Annotated in this window: 18 protein-coding genes; 6 read left to right on the top strand and 12 right to left on the bottom strand. The window is 61.8% G+C overall.

Translation table 11 applies throughout. The features are described from left to right. Nucleotides 1-113 precede the first annotated feature (113 nt). Both ACP8KU_RS06770 and thrB read left to right on the top strand, forming a co-directional pair. A complete protein-coding gene (locus tag ACP8KU_RS06770) occupies nt 114-1,457 on the top strand; it encodes a homoserine dehydrogenase (protein ID WP_023017771.1) in 1,344 nt (447 codons plus the stop codon). Between the two features lie 23 nt (nt 1,458-1,480). Next, nucleotides 1,481-2,410, top strand: coding sequence for a homoserine kinase (gene thrB / locus ACP8KU_RS06765; protein WP_484483492.1), 930 nt, complete (start codon nt 1,481-1,483; stop codon nt 2,408-2,410). Here thrB and ACP8KU_RS06760 read toward each other — a convergent pair. The 4 genes from ACP8KU_RS06760 to ACP8KU_RS06745 form a co-directional block, all read right to left on the bottom strand. Then, entirely contained in the window at nt 2,397-3,056 is a 660-nt protein-coding gene (locus tag ACP8KU_RS06760) for a helix-turn-helix transcriptional regulator (RefSeq protein WP_005280171.1), read from the bottom strand. The genes thrB and ACP8KU_RS06760 overlap by 14 nt on opposite strands. A gap of 4 nt (nt 3,057-3,060) precedes the next feature. Then, nucleotides 3,061-4,917, bottom strand: coding sequence for an ATP-binding cassette domain-containing protein (locus tag ACP8KU_RS06755; RefSeq protein ID WP_484483491.1), 1,857 nt, complete (start codon nt 4,915-4,917; stop codon nt 3,061-3,063). A gap of 3 nt (nt 4,918-4,920) precedes the next feature. Further along, a complete protein-coding gene (gene modA, locus ACP8KU_RS06750) occupies nt 4,921-5,682 on the bottom strand; it encodes a molybdate ABC transporter substrate-binding protein (RefSeq protein WP_237791975.1) in 762 nt (253 codons plus the stop codon). 84 nt (nt 5,683-5,766) lie between these two features. After that, entirely contained in the window at nt 5,767-6,027 is a 261-nt protein-coding gene (locus tag ACP8KU_RS06745; RefSeq protein WP_484483490.1) for a DUF2249 domain-containing protein, read from the bottom strand. A gap of 71 nt (nt 6,028-6,098) precedes the next feature. Between ACP8KU_RS06745 and ACP8KU_RS06740 the strand changes: the two genes are divergently transcribed. The 3 genes from ACP8KU_RS06740 to ACP8KU_RS06730 are packed head-to-tail and all read left to right on the top strand — an operon-like array spanning nt 6,099 to nt 9,750. After that, nucleotides 6,099-7,175: a hypothetical protein gene (locus tag ACP8KU_RS06740; protein WP_484483489.1), complete on the top strand. Its 1,077-nt coding sequence runs from the start codon at nt 6,099-6,101 to the stop codon at nt 7,173-7,175. Beyond that, complete coding sequence (locus tag ACP8KU_RS06735; RefSeq protein ID WP_484483488.1) at nt 7,165-8,364, top strand: beta-carotene 15,15'-monooxygenase; 1,200 nt, start codon at nt 7,165-7,167, stop codon at nt 8,362-8,364. The genes ACP8KU_RS06740 and ACP8KU_RS06735 overlap by 11 nt, the downstream gene beginning before the upstream one ends. Further along, nucleotides 8,365-9,750 carry a multicopper oxidase domain-containing protein gene (locus tag ACP8KU_RS06730; protein WP_023031034.1) on the top strand — a complete coding sequence of 462 codons (1,386 nt, stop codon included), beginning with the start codon at nt 8,365-8,367 and terminating at the stop codon, nt 9,748-9,750. A gap of 289 nt (nt 9,751-10,039) precedes the next feature. Here ACP8KU_RS06730 and narI read toward each other — a convergent pair whose 3' ends face one another. From narI to ACP8KU_RS06705, 5 genes are read right to left on the bottom strand one after another with little or no spacing between them, the layout of a single operon-like run. Next, nucleotides 10,040-10,819, bottom strand: coding sequence for a respiratory nitrate reductase subunit gamma (narI, locus tag ACP8KU_RS06725; protein ID WP_005280178.1), 780 nt, complete (start codon nt 10,817-10,819; stop codon nt 10,040-10,042). Between the two features lie 10 nt (nt 10,820-10,829). Then, nucleotides 10,830-11,657: a nitrate reductase molybdenum cofactor assembly chaperone gene (narJ, locus tag ACP8KU_RS06720; protein ID WP_005282382.1), complete on the bottom strand. Its 828-nt coding sequence runs from the start codon at nt 11,655-11,657 to the stop codon at nt 10,830-10,832. Nucleotides 11,658-11,665: 8 nt separating this feature from the next. After that, nucleotides 11,666-13,258: a nitrate reductase subunit beta gene (narH, locus tag ACP8KU_RS06715; RefSeq protein ID WP_126318814.1), complete on the bottom strand. Its 1,593-nt coding sequence runs from the start codon at nt 13,256-13,258 to the stop codon at nt 11,666-11,668. After that, nucleotides 13,258-16,995 (bottom strand): nitrate reductase subunit alpha, encoded by a 3,738-nt coding sequence (locus ACP8KU_RS06710; RefSeq protein ID WP_484483487.1) that lies wholly within the window; start codon nt 16,993-16,995, stop codon nt 13,258-13,260. Before ACP8KU_RS06710 ends, narH begins: the two co-directional genes overlap by 1 nt. Nucleotides 16,996-17,014: 19 nt before the next feature. Then, nucleotides 17,015-18,340 (bottom strand): nitrate/nitrite transporter, encoded by a 1,326-nt coding sequence (locus ACP8KU_RS06705; RefSeq protein WP_023017778.1) that lies wholly within the window; start codon nt 18,338-18,340, stop codon nt 17,015-17,017. A gap of 228 nt (nt 18,341-18,568) precedes the next feature. Between ACP8KU_RS06705 and ACP8KU_RS06700 the strand changes: the two genes are divergently transcribed. Continuing rightward, the gene (locus ACP8KU_RS06700; RefSeq protein WP_237801044.1) at nt 18,569-19,048 is read left to right on the top strand and encodes a molybdopterin-binding protein; all 480 of its coding nucleotides are present in this window, start codon (nt 18,569-18,571) and stop codon (nt 19,046-19,048) included. A gap of 66 nt (nt 19,049-19,114) precedes the next feature. Here ACP8KU_RS06700 and mobA read toward each other — a convergent pair whose 3' ends face one another. From mobA to ACP8KU_RS06685, 3 genes are read right to left on the bottom strand one after another with little or no spacing between them, the layout of a single operon-like run. Next, the gene (gene mobA / locus ACP8KU_RS06695; protein WP_284899742.1) at nt 19,115-19,690 is read right to left on the bottom strand and encodes a molybdenum cofactor guanylyltransferase; all 576 of its coding nucleotides are present in this window, start codon (nt 19,688-19,690) and stop codon (nt 19,115-19,117) included. Next, nucleotides 19,690-20,169, bottom strand: coding sequence for a cyclic pyranopterin monophosphate synthase MoaC (gene moaC / locus ACP8KU_RS06690; protein ID WP_005280185.1), 480 nt, complete (start codon nt 20,167-20,169; stop codon nt 19,690-19,692). The genes mobA and moaC overlap by 1 nt, the downstream gene beginning before the upstream one ends. A gap of 15 nt (nt 20,170-20,184) precedes the next feature. Beyond that, nucleotides 20,185-21,384: a molybdopterin molybdotransferase MoeA gene (locus tag ACP8KU_RS06685; protein ID WP_484483486.1), complete on the bottom strand. Its 1,200-nt coding sequence runs from the start codon at nt 21,382-21,384 to the stop codon at nt 20,185-20,187. Nucleotides 21,385-21,393: the final 9 nt, after the last annotated feature.

The raw sequence follows: 21,393 nt of genomic DNA, 5'->3' as shown, positions 1-21,393 counted from the left end.
AACGAATATTATCCCCCGCATGTCGCAATATAGACAGCTCGTTCTGTATAGTGACCTGTAGCCGCATACAGCGGGAGACATTTTCCACCACTTAATCGACATGGAGACGGACTATGGATGCTTCAAACAGTCAGCTACAGCTACATTCGCGTACCGGCAAGGGCGAAGGCGAAACCGTTGGCATTGCGCTGCTTGGATTCGGCACCGTGGGCGCGGAAGTTTTCCGCCTCTTAGATGAAAATGCGGATGCCTTTGCTCATCGCATCGGTGGGCCAGCAGAGATCCGTGGCATCGCCATCCAGAATAAGAATAAGCTGCGCCCGGGCGTGCCCAGCGAATTGTTGACCGATGATGCTAAGGCCCTGATCTCCCGCGATGATATTGACTTGGTGGTGGAGGTCATCGGCGGGATCGATTTCCCGCGCGAGTTGGTGTTGACCGCGCTTAATTCCGGCAAGTCCGTGGTGACGGCGAATAAGGCGCTCGTTGCCGCGCACGCTGATGAATTGGCCGAGGCTGCGGAACGCTCCGGGGTTGACCTCTACTTTGAAGCGGCCGTGGCTGCCGCCATTCCGGTTGTGGGCATGCTGCGCCGCTCTTTGGCTGGCGACCAGATCGAGCGCATCTCCGGCATCGTCAATGGCACGACCAACTACATCCTGGACGCCATGGAATCCACCGGTGCTTCCTATGATGAGGCCTTAGCGGAAGCCACCCGCTTGGGCTACGCCGAGGCGGATCCCACCGCGGACGTAGAGGGCCACGATGCCGCATCGAAGGCCGCCATCATGGCCTCCATCGGCTTCCACACCCGCGTGAAGTTCGAGGACGTGCACTGCGAGGGCATTACCGATATCACCGCAGACGATATCGCCGCGGCAAACGATGCCGGCTATTCCATCAAGCTGCTGGCCATTTGTGAGCGCCTGCGCCGCGAGGACGGATCCGAAGTGGTCAACGCGCGTGTGCACCCGACCTTGGTGGCCAAGGAGCACCCGCTGGCTACCGTCAGCGAGTCCTATAACGCCATTTTCGTCGAGGCAGAGGCAGCCGGCTCGCTCATGTTTTACGGCAATGGTGCCGGCGGCAACCCTACCGCTTCGGCCGTGCTTGGCGATGTCGTCGGTGCCGCCCGCAATATCGTCCACGGCGGCCGCGCGCCTGGCGAGAATACCTACGCCAACCTGCCGATTGCGGACTTCGGCGAGGTCGATACCCGCTTCCACATTGATATGGAGGTCCAAGACCGCGCCGGCGTTTTGGAAGCCATTTCCGCGCTTTTCGCACAGCATGGGGTATCCCTGCGCACCGTGCGCCAAGAAGACGGCGAGGACACCGCGCGCCTTATCGTGGTTACCCACGCAGCCAAGGAAGCAACTCTGGAAAACATCGTCTCCGCCTTGGGCGAGCTCGATGAGGTCAAAACCGTTCACTCGGTCATCCGCCTGGGCAGCTAAAACGGTTCGATATATTAGTCACCATGAGCATCGAAGTTGAAGTCGGCACCAAAGCGATAGTCACCGTCCCCGCCTCCACGGCGAATTTGGGGCCGGGATATGACACCCTGGGCATGTCACTGAGCATGTACGACACCGCCGAGGTGGAGGTCATTCCCTCCGGCCTCGAGGTGGAGATTTTTGGCGAGGGGGCAGATGACCTTCCGCGCGATGGATCGCACCTGATGGTCAAGGCCATCCGGTCCGCACTATCTGCTGCCGAAGCTACGGTGCCAGGGCTGCGCGTGGTCTCGCATAATACGATTCCCCAATCGCGCGGTCTGGGTTCTTCGGCGTCTACAGCGGTCGCCGGCGTTGCCGCGGGCAATGCCTTGGCGGGCAGCCCGCTGACCCAAGATCAGCTCGTGCAATTGTCCTCGGCGTTTGAGGGCCACCCGGATAATGCCGCGGCCTCGGTACTGGGCAGCGCCGTGGTCTCGTGGACGACGGTGCCCGTCGATGGCCGCTCCTTGCCGGAATACAAGGCCGCTACCATCAACGTGCATCCCGATATCCGGGCCACCGCGCTGGTGCCGGATTCCCATGCCTCCACCCAGGAGGTGCGCCGCGTCCTGCCCTCGCACGTGACGCATTCCGATGCCGCCTTTAACGTCTCCCGCACCGCAGTCCAGGTAGCCGCATTGCAGAACTACCCAGAGCTTTTGTGGGAAGGCACCCGCGACCGCTTGCACCAGCCGTATCGCGCCGACGTGCTTCCCGTGACCGCGGAGTGGGTGAACCGCCTGCGCAACCGCGGGTACGCCGCCTATCTTTCCGGGGCGGGGCCGACGGTGATGGTGCTGCACACGGAGGACATCGACGAGAGCATTCTTGATGATGCCCGCGAGCAGGGCCTGCGCGTCTTCGATCTCAAGGTCGCGGGCCCGGTCCGCGTGGAAGTTACACAGGCTTAATCTCGATTTGGCACACTTCGGGGCGCTGCATCGGCGTTAAGGCGATGTCCGTGTCCGTACCGCTGGCTTCTTGCAAAAAGCCAGCGTGTATGGCACAGACAAAGGGGCTCGGGGTGGTTCCGGAGGAGACGAACGGGCAGGCATTCAACTCGATTTCGGAAGGATCCGCGCCCTGCGAGGGATCAAAACCCATATCGCGCAGGGTGGCAAAAAGGGTATCGAGCGCGCCGCTCTGGATATCCGCGCCCGTGGCGCGCGCCCACTGCCGCCCCAATTCCCGTGCCTGTGGGGAAGAGAAATCATCGAGCTCTTCCTTGCCCGCGAGCATGGAGGTCAGCACGCTAATGAGGCTGACGTATTCCTCTGCGATGGCACGGTTATCCGGCACGCGGGCCTGGTACACAAGGGAAGGGCGCCCGCGCCCAGAGCTGTGTTCTGGAACGGCGGTAATGGCGCCGACCTGAATGAGCTCATCGATGTGCCCGCGCGCGGTATTGACGTGCATGCCTAAATCTTTTGCTACCTCTGCAGCGCGCGCTCCCCGTGGATAATGCTGCAGCTGCGTGAGTACCTCGCGTTGCTTAGGCGATAGCTTGAGCGCTTCCGGGAAAAGATCGGAGCTGGGGCGGGGGAGCGAATTGGGCATGCGATTAACTTCGTATCTCTGAGTGCTGATGAGGGGCTTGATTAACAGAAATCTTATCTTTAGCCACGCTATAGGATACGGTATCGCCCGTATCAATACCTAAAGCCACCTGCCTGCTTACCGGCACGGTAATGGTGTGGCCGTCCATATTCAGGCTCAACCGGGCATCCGCCATGCTGGCTGCTTCCACCGCGATGACCTTGGTGGACCAGTGATTAACCCCGGTAGCCTCGTCGGACGTCAGGTGCACGTCGCTTGGCTTAAACGTGACCGCTGCCTTATCGCCGGCGCGGAGTTCGGCGGGCCCGCCGGTGACGGTAGTGTTTCCACAGGTAACGACGGTTTCGGCAGCGGTGGCCTCTGAAACGGTGCCTTCCACGCGGTTGAGCCCTGCAATATTAGCCACAAAGCCGGTGGGTGGGACATCGAGGAGGTCTGCGGCAGGTCCGTGGGCGGTGACGCGGCCGGAATTCATGACCACCATGTCATCGGCAAGCCCGGCAATATCCAACGCATTATGGGTCACCAGCAAGGTGGTGCGGTCATGGCGGGTAGCGCGCAGGAAGCGGCGCCACTTGCTGGCGGATTCCACGTCGATGGCCGCCAAGGGCTCATCCAAAATCAGGATGGTGGGCCGCGCGGCGAGCGCGCGGACGAGGGCCACTTGGGCGGCCTGGCCGCCGGAAAGGGCGGGCACGGGGACATCGTTAAGCTCACACAAGCCCGCCGCCTCCAGCAACTCCGTGGCGCGCTGCTTATCGCGGGTGACCATCGCAATGGCCTGGTTGGCGGTGGCCCGCGGCGGCAGGCCGGGGCGCTGGGTAAGCAGGACGATCTCATCTGGGTCGGCGGTAATCTCCGCGCCGGTCAGCCGCCCGGCGATGCGCCCCATGAGTGTGGTCTTGCCCGAGCCATTGGAACCGACGATGGCCGTGATCGCGCGCGGGGTAAATTCCGTGGTCTCCCCATCCGCCGTGACGTTTAGGGTGGGGGCCTTTTCTGGGGCCGTCAGGGCGCTGAGCTTCTCATAGTCCATGCTGTGTAGCTCGCGGGCCTGCGCTCGGTAGGAACGCTGGAGGAGAGAGGGAAGCCCGGCGAGGGCGAGGCAGAGGATAGCCATCGCAATGAGGATGGCGGAGAGCACATAGGCACCATCGGTATCGACCTCGCGCTCCAAGTAAATGCCGAGCGGCATCGTGCGGGTCACGCCCGGCTGGGAGCCCGCAAAGGTCAGCGTGGTACCGAACTCGCCAAGGGAGCGCGCAAACGCAAGGCCGGCGCCGGTGGCCAGGGCGGGGGCGATGGAGGGGATGGTGATTTTTCGCAGTACCTCCCAGCGGGAAAGTCCCACGCTGGCGGCAGAGGCCAAGATCTCTTGATCCAATTGGCGCAGGGCGGAATCGACCGCCACCACGACGAAGGGCAAGGCGACGAAGCACTGCGCGGCGATGACGCCGGGAAAAGCAAAAGCAAAATGGAAGTCTATGGCGTCAAGAAACGGGGCCAAGTAGCCCCTGCGGCCAATGGCTGCGGTAAGCGCGAGGCCGCCCACCACGGGCGGCATGGCCAGGGGCAAATAAATGAACAGGCGGATAACGCCGCTGCCTCGGCCGAGCTGTTGGACCCATAAGGCAAGACCGGTCCCCAGCACCATCGCCAGCAGCATTGATTGGAATGCCGCGGTAAGGGACAGCTTGAGCATGTCCCAAATCTCCGGTTTGGTGAGGTATTCGCCGATGCGGTTCCACGGTACGCGCAGCCCCAGGGAGGCTATGGGAACGAGGATGACAACGACCGCGATGAGGCCGATAAGGCCGATAACGAGGGGAGATTTAAGGCGTATGGGCTGGGGAGGGGTCATTTATTAATCTGCTGGGTTAAAGCCGTACTCTTCCCAGGTCTTATCAAAGTCATCGGCCAACAGGTCGAGGACTTTTTGCGCCTCTTCTGGGTGCTCAGCCTCGGCGGAAACGGCACCCAGGATCTGGTTGGCGAACTTATCAGCATCCGGAATCTCGATGACCTCTACGTCATCGCCAGCGGCTGCAGCGTCGGTGGAGTAGACCCAGCCGGCATTGGCCTCACCGGAGACAACCTTGCCCAAAACGTCAGCGACCTGCTGCTCCTGGGAGGCAGGCTTTACGTCCAGGTTGTTTTCTTCGATGATCTGGGAAGAGATATCGCCACATGGAACCTGTGGGTCACAGATGACGAAGCGGTCTTCGTTCTGCAGATCCTCGATGGAGTGGATATTGCCCGGGTTGCCCTTCGGTACAACCATCACCATGACGTTGGTGGCAAGCACCTTCGGGTCCTTGACGGTTCCGTCATTGATTGCCTTGTCCATGGTCTTCTTGGACGCGGTGAGCAGCAGGTCTGCAGGAGCGCCCTCGCTCAGCTTATTGACCAAGTCGGAAGAACCGCCATTCTGGAACTCAAGGTCAACCGGGGTGTCGAGCTCGGAGGCGCGCTTTTCCAGCTCATCGTTGATGACGCGGGTGGACGATGCAGCCAGCAAGTTCAAGCTGGTCTGCTCTGCATCGGAGGTGGTGGAGGTATCGGGAGAGCAGGCGGAGAGCGCCAGGCCGGTCGCAGCCACGGCGGCTGCGGCAAATTTCTTATTCATAGTGAATGCTCCGTGTTATGTAGACAACTATGTACGAGAGATAGAGTTATCACCACTTAGCCTATCGATTGTTACGGAAATATACTACGAAATTCGCGTGAACTTGATGTGATAGTCGTTTTCTTCTTCCTTGAGGTAAGACAGCTCAAATTCCTCCGCGCGCTCTTCTACTTCCTTGAGCAGAGGGAGGGGGTTGTGCGGGGCAATGAGAATCATGGCTTGGCCCACGTTCAGCGTGCCCAAAGCGCCGTGGATGGCGCCGTGGCGCACGGCGTGGGGGATTTCCGTGGCGTTGAGGGTGGGAATGGAGTGTTGCTGAGAGGCATCGGTGATGGGAAGTTCCATGGGGGAGAGTCATCCTTTCGGAGGTGGGGTGAGGGTTTTACCTTGCCACCAATATTAGTACGATTAAAGTCGTGATAAATAATAGGCTCGCGCACCGCTTCTTCTTCCTTGCTTGCGCCGGGCTGTCCTTGTTGGTTGGGCTCGCCGCCGGGGCATCCCTGCTCGGCGTGGGATTCTCACCGGCAGCTTCTCTGGCTGCGGATCATGGCCCCTTGATGGTCTTCGGCTTTGTCGGCGGCGCCATCGGGTTGGAGCGCGCCGTCGCCGTGCGCACGCGGTGGGCATGGATAGGCCCCATCTTCCACGTCGCCGGCTTCGTGGGCATCGTGGCGGGCCTGCCGCGGCAGGTTCCGGCTTTGTGTTTTGCCGCAGGCTTCATAGTGCTGGGGTTTATCTATGCCACCATCCACCGGCGCCAGCCCGCCTTGTCCATCATCGTGCAGGCCACCGGCGTCATCGGCGGGGTAGCGGCGGCCCTGCTGTGGGCCATGGAGCCGGCCTTTTCTACTGCGATGCCGCTGTGCGTGCTCTACGTGGTAGCGACGATCATCGGCGAGCGCATGGAGCTAGCCCGCATCACCATGGCCGGCACCCAGGCAGAAAAGCGCATTACCCTGTGGGTTTTGGGGCTGGCGGCGCTCAGCGTGGTCTATATGCTCTCCCCGGCAGTGGGCTATCGCGCCATGGGCGCGGCGCTTATCGGCGTTGCGGTTTCTACCGTGCGCGTGGATGTGGCGAAGAACCTGGTGCGCTCGCGCGGGCTGCCGCGCTATTCCGCCGCGTGCATGCTCGCCGGGTATTTCTGGCTGGCCCTCGGCGGATATTTCTGGTTGCTCTACGGGGAAAGCTCCGGCTTTGCCTACGATGCCTCCGTGCACGCCATCTTCTTGGGCTTTGTCATGTCCATGATTTTTGCCCATGCCCCCATCATCATTACCTCCGTCATCCGCCGCCACTTGCCCTACCATCCGGTGCTCTTCCTCCCCGTAGCGGTCCTGCACGGCGGGCTGGCGCTGCGCATTCTTGCCGATGTCGCCCGCCACACCGTCGCCTACCAAGTGGGCGGTCTGACTACCATCGCTGCCGTCTTGGTTTTCCTCGCCTGCGGCATTACTTTGTCGGTGAAGGAGGCCCACCGTGCACATTAATGACATCTCTCTGGCCGCCCGCAGCCGCTGGCACATCGTGACCGCTGCGCTCATCGGCGCGTGGGTGCTCATCGGCATCGGCATCAACGTGGCGGGTCACTTGGGCGCGCCCGTGGTGTGGTGGGATCTCATCCACCCGCTGACCATCGGCGCGCTGACCACCGCCATCGTCGTATTTTCCACCCACTTCACCGAGGCGCTTACCCGCACCGCCAATAACGGATACCGGGGCGTGGGCGCGCGCGTGGTACTCATCCAGGTGGGCCTCATTCTGCTCATGATCGATCGCGCGGGCTATGACTGGGGCCTGCTTGCCGATGCCGCCTCCCTCCTCATCATCGCCGCCCTTGCCTGGCAGCTCGCATTCACCTACACGCGTTTGCGCGGCTCGCTTTCCGGGTCCTTCGCGGTCACGGTGCCGTTTTACGCGGCCGCCTCCATCTTCATGATCGTTTCTGTGATCCTCGTGATTTTAAGCGGCAATGGCGTGGGCAACTATTCCTTCTTGGTGGCAGCGCATTCGCGCGGCATGGTGTGGGGATTTGCATGGCTGACCATCGTGGGCACCATCGTGACGCTGCTTCCCACCTTGTCCAGCACCGCGATTTCGCCCACCGCGCGTACCAGGTGCACGCGCGGGCTCATCGTCCACTGCGCCGGGCTAGCGCTGACCATGGTCTGCGGTGCGGTGGGGTGGACGCGCGCGGCGGGCATCGCCCAGCTGCTCGTCGTGCTCGCCGCCATCATGATCATCCAACCCGTCCTGGCCACCGTGCTGGGGCGCAACCCCCGGCTGACCACTGCATCGGTTTCCGTCATCGCGGGGCTGCTATGGATGCTGGCCCTGTGCGCCGGGGATGCCGTGGCCGCAGCGCTCGGTGCCTACCCGCGCGTCATCACGCTGTTTGTGGTCCCAGCCTTCATCGGTGGCGGCATTTTGCAGCTGGTCACCGGCGTCTTGCACCATCTCTTGCCCACGCTGGTGGGTGGCGGTCCTGCCAAGGTGCACCACGGCCGGGCTACCGCGGACCGCGCTGGCTTCGCCCGACTCGTCCTCATCAACCTCGGCGCTTTGCTGAGCCTTGTCAATGCCCTGGCTGCTGGGCTTATCCTCATGGGGATAGGCTTAGCATTAAACGTGCTTGCCGTGGGCCGCGCCGTTTACCAACAACAGAATCTGGAGAATTAAATGCTTAGTGTTTCTTCCCCACAGCCACAGGATAAGCCGCCGGAGTCCGGCAACTCCCAGTGGGCCTCGTGGCTGCTCATCGGTATCGCGCTGGCCGCGGTTATCGCACTGGCCCTCGTCAATACCACCTCTAAGGACTCCCAGCCGTCGAGCTCTGTGGCCGAAGGCGAAACCCACACCATTGACGTGGAAGTCGATGGCATGGCCTTCGTCCCCAACCACGTTGACGTGGATCCCGGCACCCACTTGGTGGTTAACTTCACCAATACCGGCGACCAAGTCCACGATCTAAAGATTGGCGATGCCGAAACCGGCCGCGTCGATCCCGGCGATACCGTGCAGCTCGATGCCGGCGTCATCGACTCGAGCATCGAAGGCTACTGCACCATCGCCGGCCACCGCCTGCAGGGCATGACCTTTGACGTCAACGTGGGCGATTCCACGCCAAGTACCGGCGGGCACGATCATCACCATCACGCCGTGGCCGGGGCGTCCAACCCGCACGTTGATGTTCCCAGCGCCGCCGAACTCGGTGCCTCCCGCGAAGGTTTTAAAGCCCATGACGCCTCCCTCGCGCCAGCGGCCAATACCACCACGCATGAAGAAACCTGGTCTATGACCGAGGAAATCGTTGAGGTAGCCCCCGGCGTCAAGCAGATGCAATGGCTCTTTAACGGCCAAGCGCCCGGGCCGACGCTGCGCGGCAAGGTGGGCGATAAGTTCAAGATCACCATCAAGAACGAGGGCAGCATGGCCCATTCCATCGACTTCCACGCCGGTGAGGTCAGCCCCGATGAAAACATGAAGTCCATCCAGCCCGGGGAAGAACTGACCTACGAGTTCACCGCAAATCGCGCCGGAATCTGGATGTACCACTGCTCAACTGCCCCGATGTCCCTGCACATCGCCAACGGCATGGCCGGCAACGTCATTATCGATCCACCAGATCTTAAGGACGTGGATGCCGAGTACAACTTCATCGCCAACGATGTCTTCCTCGGTGAGGAAAAGACCGGCGCCGACGCCCAGCGCGTGGCCGATGGCGAGTTCGACCTCATGGCCTTTAATTACTACCCCAGCCAGTACGATGTCGACCCCATCAAGGCCAAGGTGGGCGATACCGTGCGCCTGTGGATCCTGAACGTGGGCCCCGATCAGCCGCTTAGCTTCCACGTGGTGGGCGAGCAATTCGATACCGCCTACAAGGAAGGCGCCTATCTCATCAAGGACGAGGAAAAGACCGGCTCGCAGGCCTTCGACCTGCTTCCCGCGCAAGGCGGGTTTGTGGAAATGACCTTCAACGAGCCCGGAACCTATTCCTTTGTCAACCACATCATGACCAACGCCGAGAAGGGACAGCACGGCAAGTTCGTCGTCACCGAATAAAGCGGCCTTAGTTTCCCGCCCCTAGCCCCGCACTTCGCGCTCACCAGGGCACTGCCGAGAGGTAGTTCCACCTCTTACCGTGAGCGCGAAGGGCGGGGGTTCTTTATTGCCCACCTCCCTTGGCGCTCACAGGGCGGCTGTGATTGCGGTCGTACCGCTGTGCCGGTGAGCGTGAAGGGCGAGTGGTGGGTGCATGGGGAGCGCCGGAGTAGATGTAGACATAAGGAAACCGCCGCGGGCCATCCAAATATTGGACAGCGCGCGGCGGTGAAGAGGGGGAGGAAACTACCTAGGCACCGTGGCCCGGGGTTTCTCCTTCCAATTGCTTCCGGTTGGAGCGGATAGGCTCCCACGCGGTATTGGAGCGCATCGGGGTGGTGCGCTCATCGCGGGAACGGTAGACCACGTACGGGCGGGTAACGTAGCCGACCGGCGCCGAGAAGGCATGGACCAGGCGGGTAAAGGGCCACACGGCGATGATGGTGAAGCCACAGAGGACGTGGACCTTAAATTGCCACGGGGCACTGGCCATGAGATCGGGCTGGATGTTGAAGATCAACAGCTGGCGCAGCCACGGGGAAATGGTTTCGCGGTAGTCGTATCCGCCGGTGCCGGCGAGGTCAAAAAGCTGCAGGGTAAAGGTGGCAAAGGAACCCGATACCAGCGCGAGACCGAGCAGCGCGTACATGACCTTATCCGAGGTGGACGTGGACAAGAATACGGAGCGGTTCTTTAGCCTGCGGTACAGCAACCCGGCAAAGCCCAGCAGGACCGCCAGCGCAGCAATGGATCCTGGGATGGTGGCCAGGAGGTGGTAGGCGTGGTCGCTGATGCCAACGGCCTGGGTCCAAGACTTGGGGAATGCCAAGCCCATCAGGTGGCCGATGACGACGAAGACCATGCCCCAGTGGAAAAGCGGCGAGGATAAACGCAGCAGCTTGGATTCATAGATTTGGGAGGAGTGGGTGGTCCAGCCGAATTGGTCGGAACGCCAACGCCAGAAGATGCCCACGAAGAATGCCGCGATGGCTAACCACGGGAAGGCACCCCAGAGGAAGTTATCAAACATGATGTGGCTCCTAGACGAGGTCTGGTTGGGTAGTGGGGAAGGGAAGGTCTGCAATGCCGACCATCTCGGCGGGTGGGCCGGTGCGGATGAGATCGACGTACTTTTGCGCGGTATCAGAATCGACTTCTGGAAGGGCCTTGCACAGCGCGACGATCAAGCTGACATACGGCGAGCGCTCGTGAGCGAGGGCAGCGCGCAGCACCTCGATTCCTTCGCGGTAGCTGGCCACCAATTCAACGGCACGCTCGTGCGTGTCCCCCTCGCTCATGGCGAGGGCTTCGAGGACGACGCAGAGGTGATCCGGTAGTTCTTCATCCGAAATTTCGAAGCCGAGCGACTCCAATTGCTGGCGGAAGGACAAAATAGCCATCCCGCGCTGGCGGGTATCGCCAACAGCAAAGTAGGACAGGTACAGCGCGCAGCGGCGGCGCTGGTCAAAGGTCTCGACGTAGTGCTCTTCCAAGCCGCGGGGGCCGATGCTGCGGGCCCATTCGGCGAAGTTGATGAAGTCGGTGGCAATGGCCAGCGGCAGGTCATCTACCTGGTCTTCGACCACTGAGAGGCGGTCAAAGATGTCTTCGCCGGGGTAATTAAGCAGCACGGACACGGCCATGGCGACGATTCGCCGCTGGTCTTCGGTGACCTCGACCGGCGTGACGAATTCGTTAGGGACCTGACCGGTGTGGGTGCGCAGCGTTTTTTCGACGTCCTTGGCACCGCCCATGGAACCGATGCCGGCGGGTGTTCCGAATCCTGCCACGGGGGCATCGCCACCCTGCTGGGCCGATTGCCGCTGCAGGGATTCCTGGCGTTTGCGGAGTTTATCGAAGATATTCACGGCTTAACCTACTTCCGCGGCGGGAACATGGCATCGGGCCGGTCGCCGCTCCAGGAGAGCAGCGAGACCTTGCCCTGTGGTTCCGCGCCGTGGGTACAGGCCTCGGGCGCACCCATGCCTAGGTCGTGGAAGACGTCCTCGGAGGCCTTGGCCGGGTCCACATCGCCAAACGGGTCCAAGTCGGTAATGCCGCGCGGGGATTCCGGCGAGGCGGTGGGGATGACGTAGCGGTCATCGTATTTAGCGATGGACAACAGGCGGTACATGCCTTCCATGTCCCTGCCCGTCATGCCGACTGCCTGCGCGATCTCCTCCTGCGGCTCATTGCCCAGGTTGATATCGCGCATATACGAGCGCATGGCGACGAGCCTGCGCAGGGACTTTTCCACCGGGACGGTATCGCCGGCGGTAAATAGGCCCGCCAAGTATTCCAGCGGAATGCGCATATTCGATAGCGCCGAGAAAAGGATCTTGTGGTCCTCACCGTCGTTGCCGGTAGCGGTCACCTTGTCAACGATGGGGGACAGCGGCGGGATGTACCAGACCATCGGCAGCGTGCGGTACTCCGGGTGCAGCGGCAGAGCGACGCCGTACTTGAAGATGAGGTCGTAGATCGGCGACTGCTGCGCGGCATCGATCCAGGAGTGCGGGATTCCCTCGGCCTGGGCCGCGCGGACAACCTCCGGGTCGTGGGGATCGAGCATGATCGACTTTTGGGCCTCGAAAAGGTCCTGCTCATTCTCGGTGGAGGCGGCCTCGGCGACGCGGTCGGCATCGTAGAGGATGACGCCCAAGTAGCGCAGGCGGCCCACGCAGGTCTCGGAGCACACGGTGGGCTGTCCCACCTCGAGACGCGGGTAGCACAACGTGCACTTTTCGGCCTTGCCGGTCTTGTGGTTGAAGTAGACCTTCTTATACGGGCAGCCGGATACGCACATGCGCCAGCCGCGGCAGCGGTCTTGGTCCACCAGGACGATGCCGTCTTCGGTGCGCTTGTACATCGCGCCAGAGGGGCAGGAGGATACGCAGGTCGGGTTCATGCAGTGCTCGCAAATGCGCGGCAGGTAGAACATGAACGAGTCCTCGATTTCCTTCTTGACCTCGAGGTTCATGTTGTGGAGCACGGGGTCATCGTCAAGCGTGGCAGTAGAGCCACCCAGGTTATCGTCCCAGTTGGAAGACCATTCGATCTTGCCGATGTCCCGGCCATCGATCTGGGAGACCGGCTTGGCGGTGGGCTGGGTCTTCTGACCCGCCTCGGCGCCCATCAGGTCCTCGTACTGGTAGGTCCAGGGCTCGTAGTAATCCTGGATGGTGGGCAGGTTGGGGTTGTGGAAGAGAGTGGCAAGCTTCTTGAGGCGCCCGCCGGCCTTGGGCTTGATCTTGCCGGATGCCGTGCGCTCCCAGCCGCCCTTCCACTTTTCTTGGTCCTCCCAGGTGCGCGGGTAGCCGAGGCCGGGGCGGGTTTCGACGTTATTGAACCAGATGTACTCGGTGCCTTCGCGGTTGGTCCATGCCTGCTTACAGGTAACTGAACACGTGTGGCAACCAATGCACTTGTCCAGGTTCATGATCATGGAGATTTGGGCCATGACTTTCATTAGTAGGATACCTCCTGGGAACGGCGGCGTACGCGGGTGACTTCATCGCGGTTATTGCCGGTAGGGCCGATGTAGTTGAAGTGGTAGGTCAGCTGGCCATAGCCGCCAGCGATGTGCACCGGTTTGATGGAAATGCGGGTCAGCGAGTTGTGCGTGCCGCCGCGGCGGCCGGTGTGCTCGTTGATCGGCGTGCCCACGGTGCGCTCCTGCGCGTGGTTGCACAGCATGGTTCCCTCCGGAATGCGGTGGGAGACGATGGCGCGGGCGGAGACGACGCCGTTGCGGTTATATACCTCAACCCAGTCATTGTCCGTCACACCGATTTTCTCGGCGTCCTTATTGGACATCCAGACCACCTGGCCGCCGCGCGAGATGGAGAGCACGTGCAGGTTGTCGAAGTACTGCGAGTGGATGGACCACTTATTGTGCGTGGTCAAGTAACGCAGCGTGACTTCAGCCTCGCCGTGGTCATTGGTCAATTCCGTGCCTGGCGCGAATTCGCCGTGCATGTGGACGTGATCCAGCGGCGGGCGGAAAATCGGCAGCGATTCGCCGTAGTCCATGAACCAGTCGTGGTCGATGTAGTACTGCATGCGGCCGGTCAGCGTGTGCCACGGCTTATCAAACTCGACGTTGATGGAAAAGGCGGTGTAGCGGCGCTTATTGCGCTTATCGGCGGTCCACTCCGGGGAGGTGATGACCTCCTTCGGGCGTTCCTTGATGTCGTCCCACGTGATGCGTACGTCTTCATCGGGAGCGCCCAGCGGGGTGAGATCCTTGCCGGTGCGCGAGGACAGGAACTCAAAGCCTTGCTTGGCTAGCTCGCCGTTGGAGACACCGGAAAGGTGCAAAATGGCGTCGATGACCTTGGTGTCCTTGGACAGGTCCACCAGCTCGCCCATGGAGGTCTCCGTGGTGCCGCAGATGAGCTCGAGCTCCTTGACCTGCTTTTCCACGTTGAACTTGGTGCCGTGCACGCCAGTGCCGGCCTTGGCGGGAAGCGGGCCCAAGTGCGCCCACTTTTCGTAGACCTTGGTGTAATCGCGCTCGACCACATGAAGCTTCGGCATCGTGACCCCAGGGATAAGGCCCTGCTCTTCGGGGTCGGGGACGATGCCGTTGGGCATGCCGAGCTCGTCCGGGCTGTCGTGGTGGCTCGGCTGGGTAATGACATCGCGTTGCACGCCGAGCCACTTGGTGGCTTTATCGGAGAGCGCTGCGGCCAAGTCCCGGAAGACCTCGTAGTCCGAGCGCGCCTCCCACGGCGGGTTAATCGCCGCGTTAAACGAGTGCAGGTACGGGTGCATGTCGGTAGAGGACATATCGTGCTTTTCGTACCAGGTAGCGGCCGGGAAGATGAGGTCCGAGACCAGCGTGGTGGAGGTATTGCGGAAGTCCGTGGTCATCATCAGATCCAACTTGCCCTCCGGTGCCTTATCCACCCACTTGATGCTGCGCGGGCGGTCTTCGGGGGCTAGTTCTTCCGCGGTGGCATCCGAGTCGATGCCCAAGAGGTGGCGCAGGAAGAACTCGGTGCCTTTGGCGGACGAGCCGAGCAGGTTGGTGCGCCAGTTGAGCAGGATGCGCGGCCAGTTTTCCTCGGCGGACGGGTTGTCATAGGAGAATTCCAGGCGGCCATTTTCTAGCTCTTGGACCACGTAGTCGTTGATGTCCATGCCGGCCTCATCGGCTTCATCGGCGAGGAAGAGGGAGTTGCGGTTGAACTGCGGGTAGGCCGGCATCCAGCCGCGGCGCATGGATTCCGCCATGGTATCGGAGACCATCTTGTCCCCAATGGAGCCGTGGCTAGCAAGCGGCGAACCCAAGTGAGAGGCGCGCGAATTATCGTAGCGGTACTGCTCGGTGGCGAAGTAGTAGAAGCCGGTGGAAATCATGTGGCGCGGCGGGCGCTGCCAGTCGGCGGCCATGGCCCACTGGGTCCAGCCGTTGATCGGGCGCAGTTTTTCCTGGCCCACGTAGTGCGCCCAACCGCCGCCGTTAACGCCCTGGGTGCCGCACATGGAGGTCAGCGCCAAGAAGGTGCGGTAGATATTATCGGCGTGGAAGTAGTGGTTGACGCCAGCGCCCATGATGATCTGTGAGCGGCCCTTAGAATCCGCGGCGTTTTGCGCGAATTCGAGGCCGATGCGGATGGCGGTATCGGCGGCCACGCCCGTGAGCTCTTCCTGCCAAGCGGGGGTGCCGACTTCGCTGGAGTCGTGGAAGTCCTTCGGCCAGCTACCCGGCAGGTGGAGGTCCTCGCGGTTGACGCCGTAGTGGGCGAGCATGATGTCGAAGACGGTGGTAACCAGCTTGCCGTCGACCTCGCGGACGGGGACGCCGCGGTGGACGATGCCCGCGCCAATCGGCTTATCGGTTCCCACGTCCTCAGGGTTGGTATCGAGGTCAAAGCGGGGGAAGAGCACCTCGGCGGTGTCAAAGCTATCGGTTTCTGCGATGGACATGACCGGATCGGCGTTGTCCAGCGCCAGGTTCCACTTGGCGCTTTCGTTATCCCAGCGGTCTGCCACGGTGCCGCCTGGGTCAACGATGCGCCCGTCTTCCTCCATTACCAGGCCACGGTGGGTGGCGTTGGGGGAGGAATTCAAGGTGGCATCGGCAAGCTGCGAGGCGGTGAGGAACTTGCCCGGTGTGTAGGTACCGTCGCCGCGGTCTTCCAGGGACACCAGGAAGGGCGAGTCGGTGTATTTGCGCATGTAGTTCAGGAAGTACGGTTCCTGGCGGTCCACGTGGAAGGTCTTCAAGATGACGTGACCCATGGCAAAGGCGAGCGCGGCATCCGTGCCTGGCTCGATGCGGGCCCACTCATCGGCGAACTTGGTGTTATCCGCAAAGTCGGGCGAGACCACGACGACCTTGGTGCCCTTGTAGCGCGATTCCACCATGAAGTGGGCGTCCGGGGTGCGGGTGACCGGGATATTCGAGCCCCACATCATGAGGTAGGAAGAGTTGTACCAGTCACCGGATTCGGGGACATCGGTCTGGTCGCCGAAGGTCTGCGGCGATGCCGGGGGCAGGTCGGCGTACCAGTCGTAGAAGGAGAGCGCGACGCCGCCGATGGTCTGCAGGAAGCGCATGCCGGCACCATAGGAGATCTGGGACATGGCCGGGATCACGGTAAAGCCGTTGATGCGGTCCGGCCCGTACTTGCGGATGGTGTAGACGTGCGCGGCCGAGGCGATATCGATGGCCTCTTCATAAGAAATGCGGATAAGCCCGCCCTTGCCGCGCTGGGAAATATACGCCTTGCGCTTTTCTGGGTCCTCCTGGATGGCGCGCCATGCCAGGACGGAATCGCCGTGCTTTGCCTTTTCCTCGCGGAACATATCCACTAACACGCCGCGGGCATACGGGTAACGCACGCGGGTAGGAGAGTAGGTGTACCAGGAAAAGGAGGCACCGCGCGGGCAGCCACGGGGCTCGTACTCTGGCATGTCATTGCCGGTGGTGGGGTAATCCACCGCCTGGGATTCCCAGGTGATGACGCCGTCTTTGACGTAGACCTTCCACGAACACGAACCGGTGCAGTTCACGCCGTGGGTGGAGCGCACCATCTTGTCGAAGGCCCAGCGATTGCGGTAAAAGACGTCTGCCTGGCGGCCGCCCTTTAAGAAAAGTTGCTGGCCAGAGTCGGTAGCTTCGCCTTTGCGCAGGTAGGCGCCAAGCTTAAAGAGTGGATTTGAGTTGCCTTGTTCGGGCGCGAAGTATGCAGTCATGGGGAATGAAAGCTCCTAATTATCCGGGGAATGGGGCGTTGGGGCGGGCGTAGTAGATCCACACCAGCACGGTGGTGATGGCGAAGTACACGGCGCAGCCCCAGAAGAACGTCGGTGCAGACATCATGGAGAGCAAGACACCTGCGACAAACGGGCCGAAGGCGCCGATGGCACCGGTCCAACCGATAACGCCGCCTGCTTGGCGCTTGGGCAAAATCATGGGCATTTGCTTAAACGTGCCGGCATTGCCCAGGCCAGTGAAGAAGAAGAAAATGAGCATGGTGCCCAGGAACCACCAGACCTCATCCGGCTCGTCCGGGGTGAGGAAGAAGGTGGCCACGACGGTAAAGATGGTCATGCCCAGGCAGCCAATGAAGGTCCAGATGGCGCCGCCGAACTTATCGCACAGTGGACCCCACAGCGCGCGGACGAGCGCGCCGATGAGTGGTCCGAGGAAGGCGTAGCTCGCGCCGGCAGGAAGGTTGTCGTAGGTGCCGGCAAATTCGGAGCCTTCGCCGAAGATTTGGTTAATAAGCAGCGCGGTTTGTGCCGCGAAGCCGGAAAATGCGCCGAAGGTCATGAAGTAGACGACAGTAAGAATCCAGGTGTTCTTATTGCCAAAGATGTCCATCTGCTGGCGGAAATTCGCCTTCACGGGAACGTCCTTGAGCAGGGTCCATGCGAGGAATGCGCCGACGATGGCCCACGGGACCAAGAAGATGGCGGGGTTGTGGACAAAGATTTCGCCGTCATCGGTGCGCTGCGGGGCGACAAAGCCCACGCCCAGCAGGGTAAAGCCCATGAGCCATGGGGCAACCAGCTGGATAAAGGAGATGCCGAAGTTACCGATGCCGGCCTGGATACCCAGCGCGGTACCTGACAGGCGCTTGGGGAAGAAGTAGCCGGTCGAGGGCATGAAGCCGGAGAACACGCCGCCGCCGATGCCGGAGAGGAAGGCGAGGGTCATCAGCCACCAGTACGGGGTGGAGGAGTCCTGCACCGCGAAGAACCAGCCCAGCATGGGGATGATAAACAGCAGCGAGGAGCTGAAGACGAGCTTGCGGGTGCCGAGGATGGGCGGCAGGAACATGAAGATGAGGCGGAAGATACCGCACGCCAATCCGGGGATGGCGGTCAGCCAGTAGAGCTGGCTGCGGGATAAGTCGAAACCGATCTGGTTCAACTGTGGGGCAATTGCCGATACGAGGTACCAGGTGGCAAAGCCAATGATAAGGACGAATGTGGAGATCCACAGCGTGCGCCAGGCAATTTTAGAGTCCCAGTGGTCAGAATCTTCTGGATCCCAACCTTGGATGACTTTGCCTGAGGTATCAAGAGCAGTCATGATTTCCTCACAGATAGTAGGTTGTTCAACTCTTTAATCTACCGGCGACTATGCTCAAAAAGGTAAATAAAACCGATAAAATCCGTATCTAATTACGACACACAAATGTTGCGTAATTCTTGATCGATTCCGATATTGCTGGTTAGCCCCGTGCCCCAGGTGTGTTGGTATCGAAAACAGAATAATGTGATATTAACCACACTCTATAGTGGGGAAGGAATGAGACTCATGTCCCAAAGAAAGGCGCAGATAATCGTCAGCTCGGACCGCATCCTGGCCGGTGAAAAATCGAACCGCGCCGGGGAGAAAGCGGCAGAAATCCTGCGCGCGCATGACATCGATGTGGCACCACCCAGCATCGTGCCGGAGGGCTTTACGCCCGTCGACGACGCGCTGCGCACCGCCGTAGGCACGGGCACCGATATCGTCGTGGTCATCGGTGGTACCGGCATCGGGGCGACGAACCTGACCCCAGAGGTCACCGAGCGCTATATCAAGGCCCGCCTCTATGGCCTAGAGACCCAGGTGCTCCTGCGCGGGCTCGAGTCCTCGCCCAAGGCTGGCCTGTCTCGCGGGATCATCGGCATGACCGAGCACGGCGGCGGCAGCCTCATCATCAATTGCGCCTCATCCACCGGCGCCGTGGCAGATGCCCTTGGGGTTATTGCGCCGCTGCTTGCCGATGTCTTCCGCTCCCGCGGCGAATAATTCTCCTCCTCACCCCTCCCCGTAACCCTCCCTTCGCGCTCACGGGGAGAGGGGAGTGTGGCTAGATTAGCCGTGCCGGTGAGCGCGAAGGGAGGGGTGCGGCGGAATGTCCTGCAATTCGGCCGGGGTATCGTAATCGCGTTCGGCACCGGTGCCGGCCACCTCGACGAAATTGGCGCCCCGAACCAGCCTTCGCACGGAGACATTGCGGGTCGATTCCAGCGCGCCCAAGCGCTCAAAGAGCGCATCGGTATGCCACAGCGAACACAGGGGTTGTAAATACTCGTCCGCGGCGCGGGTAATCGCGGCACCGGCGGTGGGCGCGGCATGCAATGCTCCGTTCAGGTGTGGGAGCAGTTGCGGGGAATCGGGAGCATCCACCGCGAAGAGTGCCAGGCGGTCACAATGCGACAAAGCGCGCGCACCTGCCTCGATGCCGGCGACGGGGCCACCAAAAAGCGGCGACTCGCATACCTGCGGCAGGCCGAGGTAATGTGGGGAAATAACGATAGACGGCATGCCATAGGGAAGCTGGCGCAGCAGGCGGTCCACCAGGCGCAGGCCAAAGGCGCGTACCTGTGCCTTATCGGCCCCGCCCATGCGGCGCGATTGCCCGCCGGCCAAAATGATCGCGCCGTCCATTAAGCCTCCGGGAGGGTCCTAGACCAATCGCCGGAGCGCCCGCCCGACTTCGCCACGATGCCGCACCGGCGAATATACGCGGAGCGATCGACGCCCTTGACCATGTCAATGAGCGCTAAGGCGGCAACGTTGACCGCGGTCAGTGCCTCCATTTCCACGCCGGTGCGGTCGGCGGTGCGCACGGTGGCGGTGATCTTCACGTGGGCATCGGCAAGCTCGAGATCCACCGCGCAGCCGTGTACTCCAATGGTGTGCGCGAGCGGCAGGAGCTCTGGGACCTTCTTCGCCGCGGAAATGCCGGCGATGCGCGCGACCGCCAGGACGTCGCCCTTGGGCACGGTGCCCTCGCGCAGCGCGGTCATGACCTCCGGGGAACAGGCGACCTCGCCCTCAGCGGTGGCGGTGCGCACGGTCGGCTGCTTCTCGGTCACATCGACCATGTAGGCGGTGCCGGCGGAATTGAGGTGGGTAAACTCCATAGAAAATTCTCCTCGTTAATACAGATAGACGGTGGTTTCTTCGCCCGCGGCGGGGGCAGGTCCATCGATGATGCAATACCCATTCGTACCTGCCAGCGAGACCACGCGGTGGCTGCCGCGGCTTAACGCGCCAGTAATCCTGGGCTTTCCCGCAAAACTTATGGTTACAGGAACGATGAAGGGGCGCGTGTTTGCGGGCGGCAGTGGCACCGCCACCTCCGCACGCACCTGCACGGTCTCGCGCGGATGTGGCTGGCCCGATAAGGCTACGATAAGCGGGCGGGCATAAAGCTGGAAACCAACGAAAGCCGCCACCGGATTGCCCGGCAGCGCAAGCATTGGAACACCCCGCCACGTGCCGATGCCCTGCGGCGCGCCGGGCCGCTGATGAACGTGCCCGAACCACGAATTATCGCCCGCGCCCAGCACCCCGTGCACCACATCGAAGGCGCCGGCCGATACCCCGCCGGAGGTAATGATGAGATCGTGGGATGCGCTGAGCTCATCGAGCAATCTGGATAACTCCGCGGGGTCGTCGCCGACGTGGAAGTAGGACTCCGTGTGGGCGAGGGAGGCGAGCATCGGCCCATTGGAATCTGGCAGGCGCCCTGGGGAAAGCTCGTCTGGATACGAAGAAAGCTCATTGCCGGAAGAAATCACCGCGATGCGCGGGCGCTGGTAAGCCTGCACCGAATAGATGCCGGTGGATATAAGCGCTGCAATAACCGCGGCATTCGCGGTGGTCCCGGCCGTAGCAACGACGGTGCCTGGCCGTATATCTTCGCCGGCGGGGCGGATATGCGTTTTTGCGGGCGCTTCGGTGATGGTGACCCTGCGCGGCAGCTCCGTAGGCCCGGGCGGGACGGTGGTGTTTTCTACTGGGACGACGAGCAGGCCAGCGGTATCACCCACCGGCGCACCGGTCATGATGCGAACGGCCTGGCCGGCGGGAACTTCCTGGGCGGTTGCACCGGCGGGGACATCGCCTGCGACCGGCAGCGTCCACGGGCCCGCACCAGAAATATCAGTGGCGCGGACGAGGAATCCATCCATCGCGGAATTAGCAAACGGCGGGACGGGAAAGCGCGCGGTGGCATCCTCCGCTAATACTCGGCCGCGCAGCGCTGGGCCCACGGGAACGGACTCTGCGCGCGGGGCCGGCGCCAGCGCCAGAACCGCGGAAAGGTGCTCAGAAATGGAACGCGATGCGGACATAAATAATTA

It is taken from the genome of Corynebacterium sp. LaCa_282 (genome assembly GCF_057198125.1).
The sequence above is the reverse complement of the archived record's forward strand: the minus strand, read 5'-3'. Positions and strand labels throughout refer to the sequence as shown.

Coding starts and splice junctions, on each gene's coding strand:
- ACP8KU_RS06770 (WP_023017771.1), top strand. CDS start 114: ATGGATGCTTCAAACAGTCAGCTACAGCTACATTCGCGTACCGGCAAG.
- thrB (WP_484483492.1), top strand. CDS start 1,481: ATGAGCATCGAAGTTGAAGTCGGCACCAAAGCGATAGTCACCGTCCCC.
- ACP8KU_RS06760 (WP_005280171.1), bottom strand. CDS start 3,056: ATGCCCAATTCGCTCCCCCGCCCCAGCTCCGATCTTTTCCCGGAAGCG.
- ACP8KU_RS06755 (WP_484483491.1), bottom strand. CDS start 4,917: ATGACCCCTCCCCAGCCCATACGCCTTAAATCTCCCCTCGTTATCGGC.
- modA (WP_237791975.1), bottom strand. CDS start 5,682: ATGAATAAGAAATTTGCCGCAGCCGCCGTGGCTGCGACCGGCCTGGCG.
- ACP8KU_RS06745 (WP_484483490.1), bottom strand. CDS start 6,027: ATGGAACTTCCCATCACCGATGCCTCTCAGCAACACTCCATTCCCACC.
- ACP8KU_RS06730 (WP_023031034.1), top strand. CDS start 8,365: ATGCTTAGTGTTTCTTCCCCACAGCCACAGGATAAGCCGCCGGAGTCC.
- narI (WP_005280178.1), bottom strand. CDS start 10,819: ATGTTTGATAACTTCCTCTGGGGTGCCTTCCCGTGGTTAGCCATCGCG.
- narH (WP_126318814.1), bottom strand. CDS start 13,258: ATGAAAGTCATGGCCCAAATCTCCATGATCATGAACCTGGACAAGTGC.
- ACP8KU_RS06710 (WP_484483487.1), bottom strand. CDS start 16,995: ATGACTGCATACTTCGCGCCCGAACAAGGCAACTCAAATCCACTCTTT.
- ACP8KU_RS06705 (WP_023017778.1), bottom strand. CDS start 18,340: ATGACTGCTCTTGATACCTCAGGCAAAGTCATCCAAGGTTGGGATCCA.
- ACP8KU_RS06700 (WP_237801044.1), top strand. CDS start 18,569: ATGTCCCAAAGAAAGGCGCAGATAATCGTCAGCTCGGACCGCATCCTG.
- mobA (WP_284899742.1), bottom strand. CDS start 19,690: ATGGACGGCGCGATCATTTTGGCCGGCGGGCAATCGCGCCGCATGGGC.
- moaC (WP_005280185.1), bottom strand. CDS start 20,169: ATGGAGTTTACCCACCTCAATTCCGCCGGCACCGCCTACATGGTCGAT.
- ACP8KU_RS06685 (WP_484483486.1), bottom strand. CDS start 21,384: ATGTCCGCATCGCGTTCCATTTCTGAGCACCTTTCCGCGGTTCTGGCG.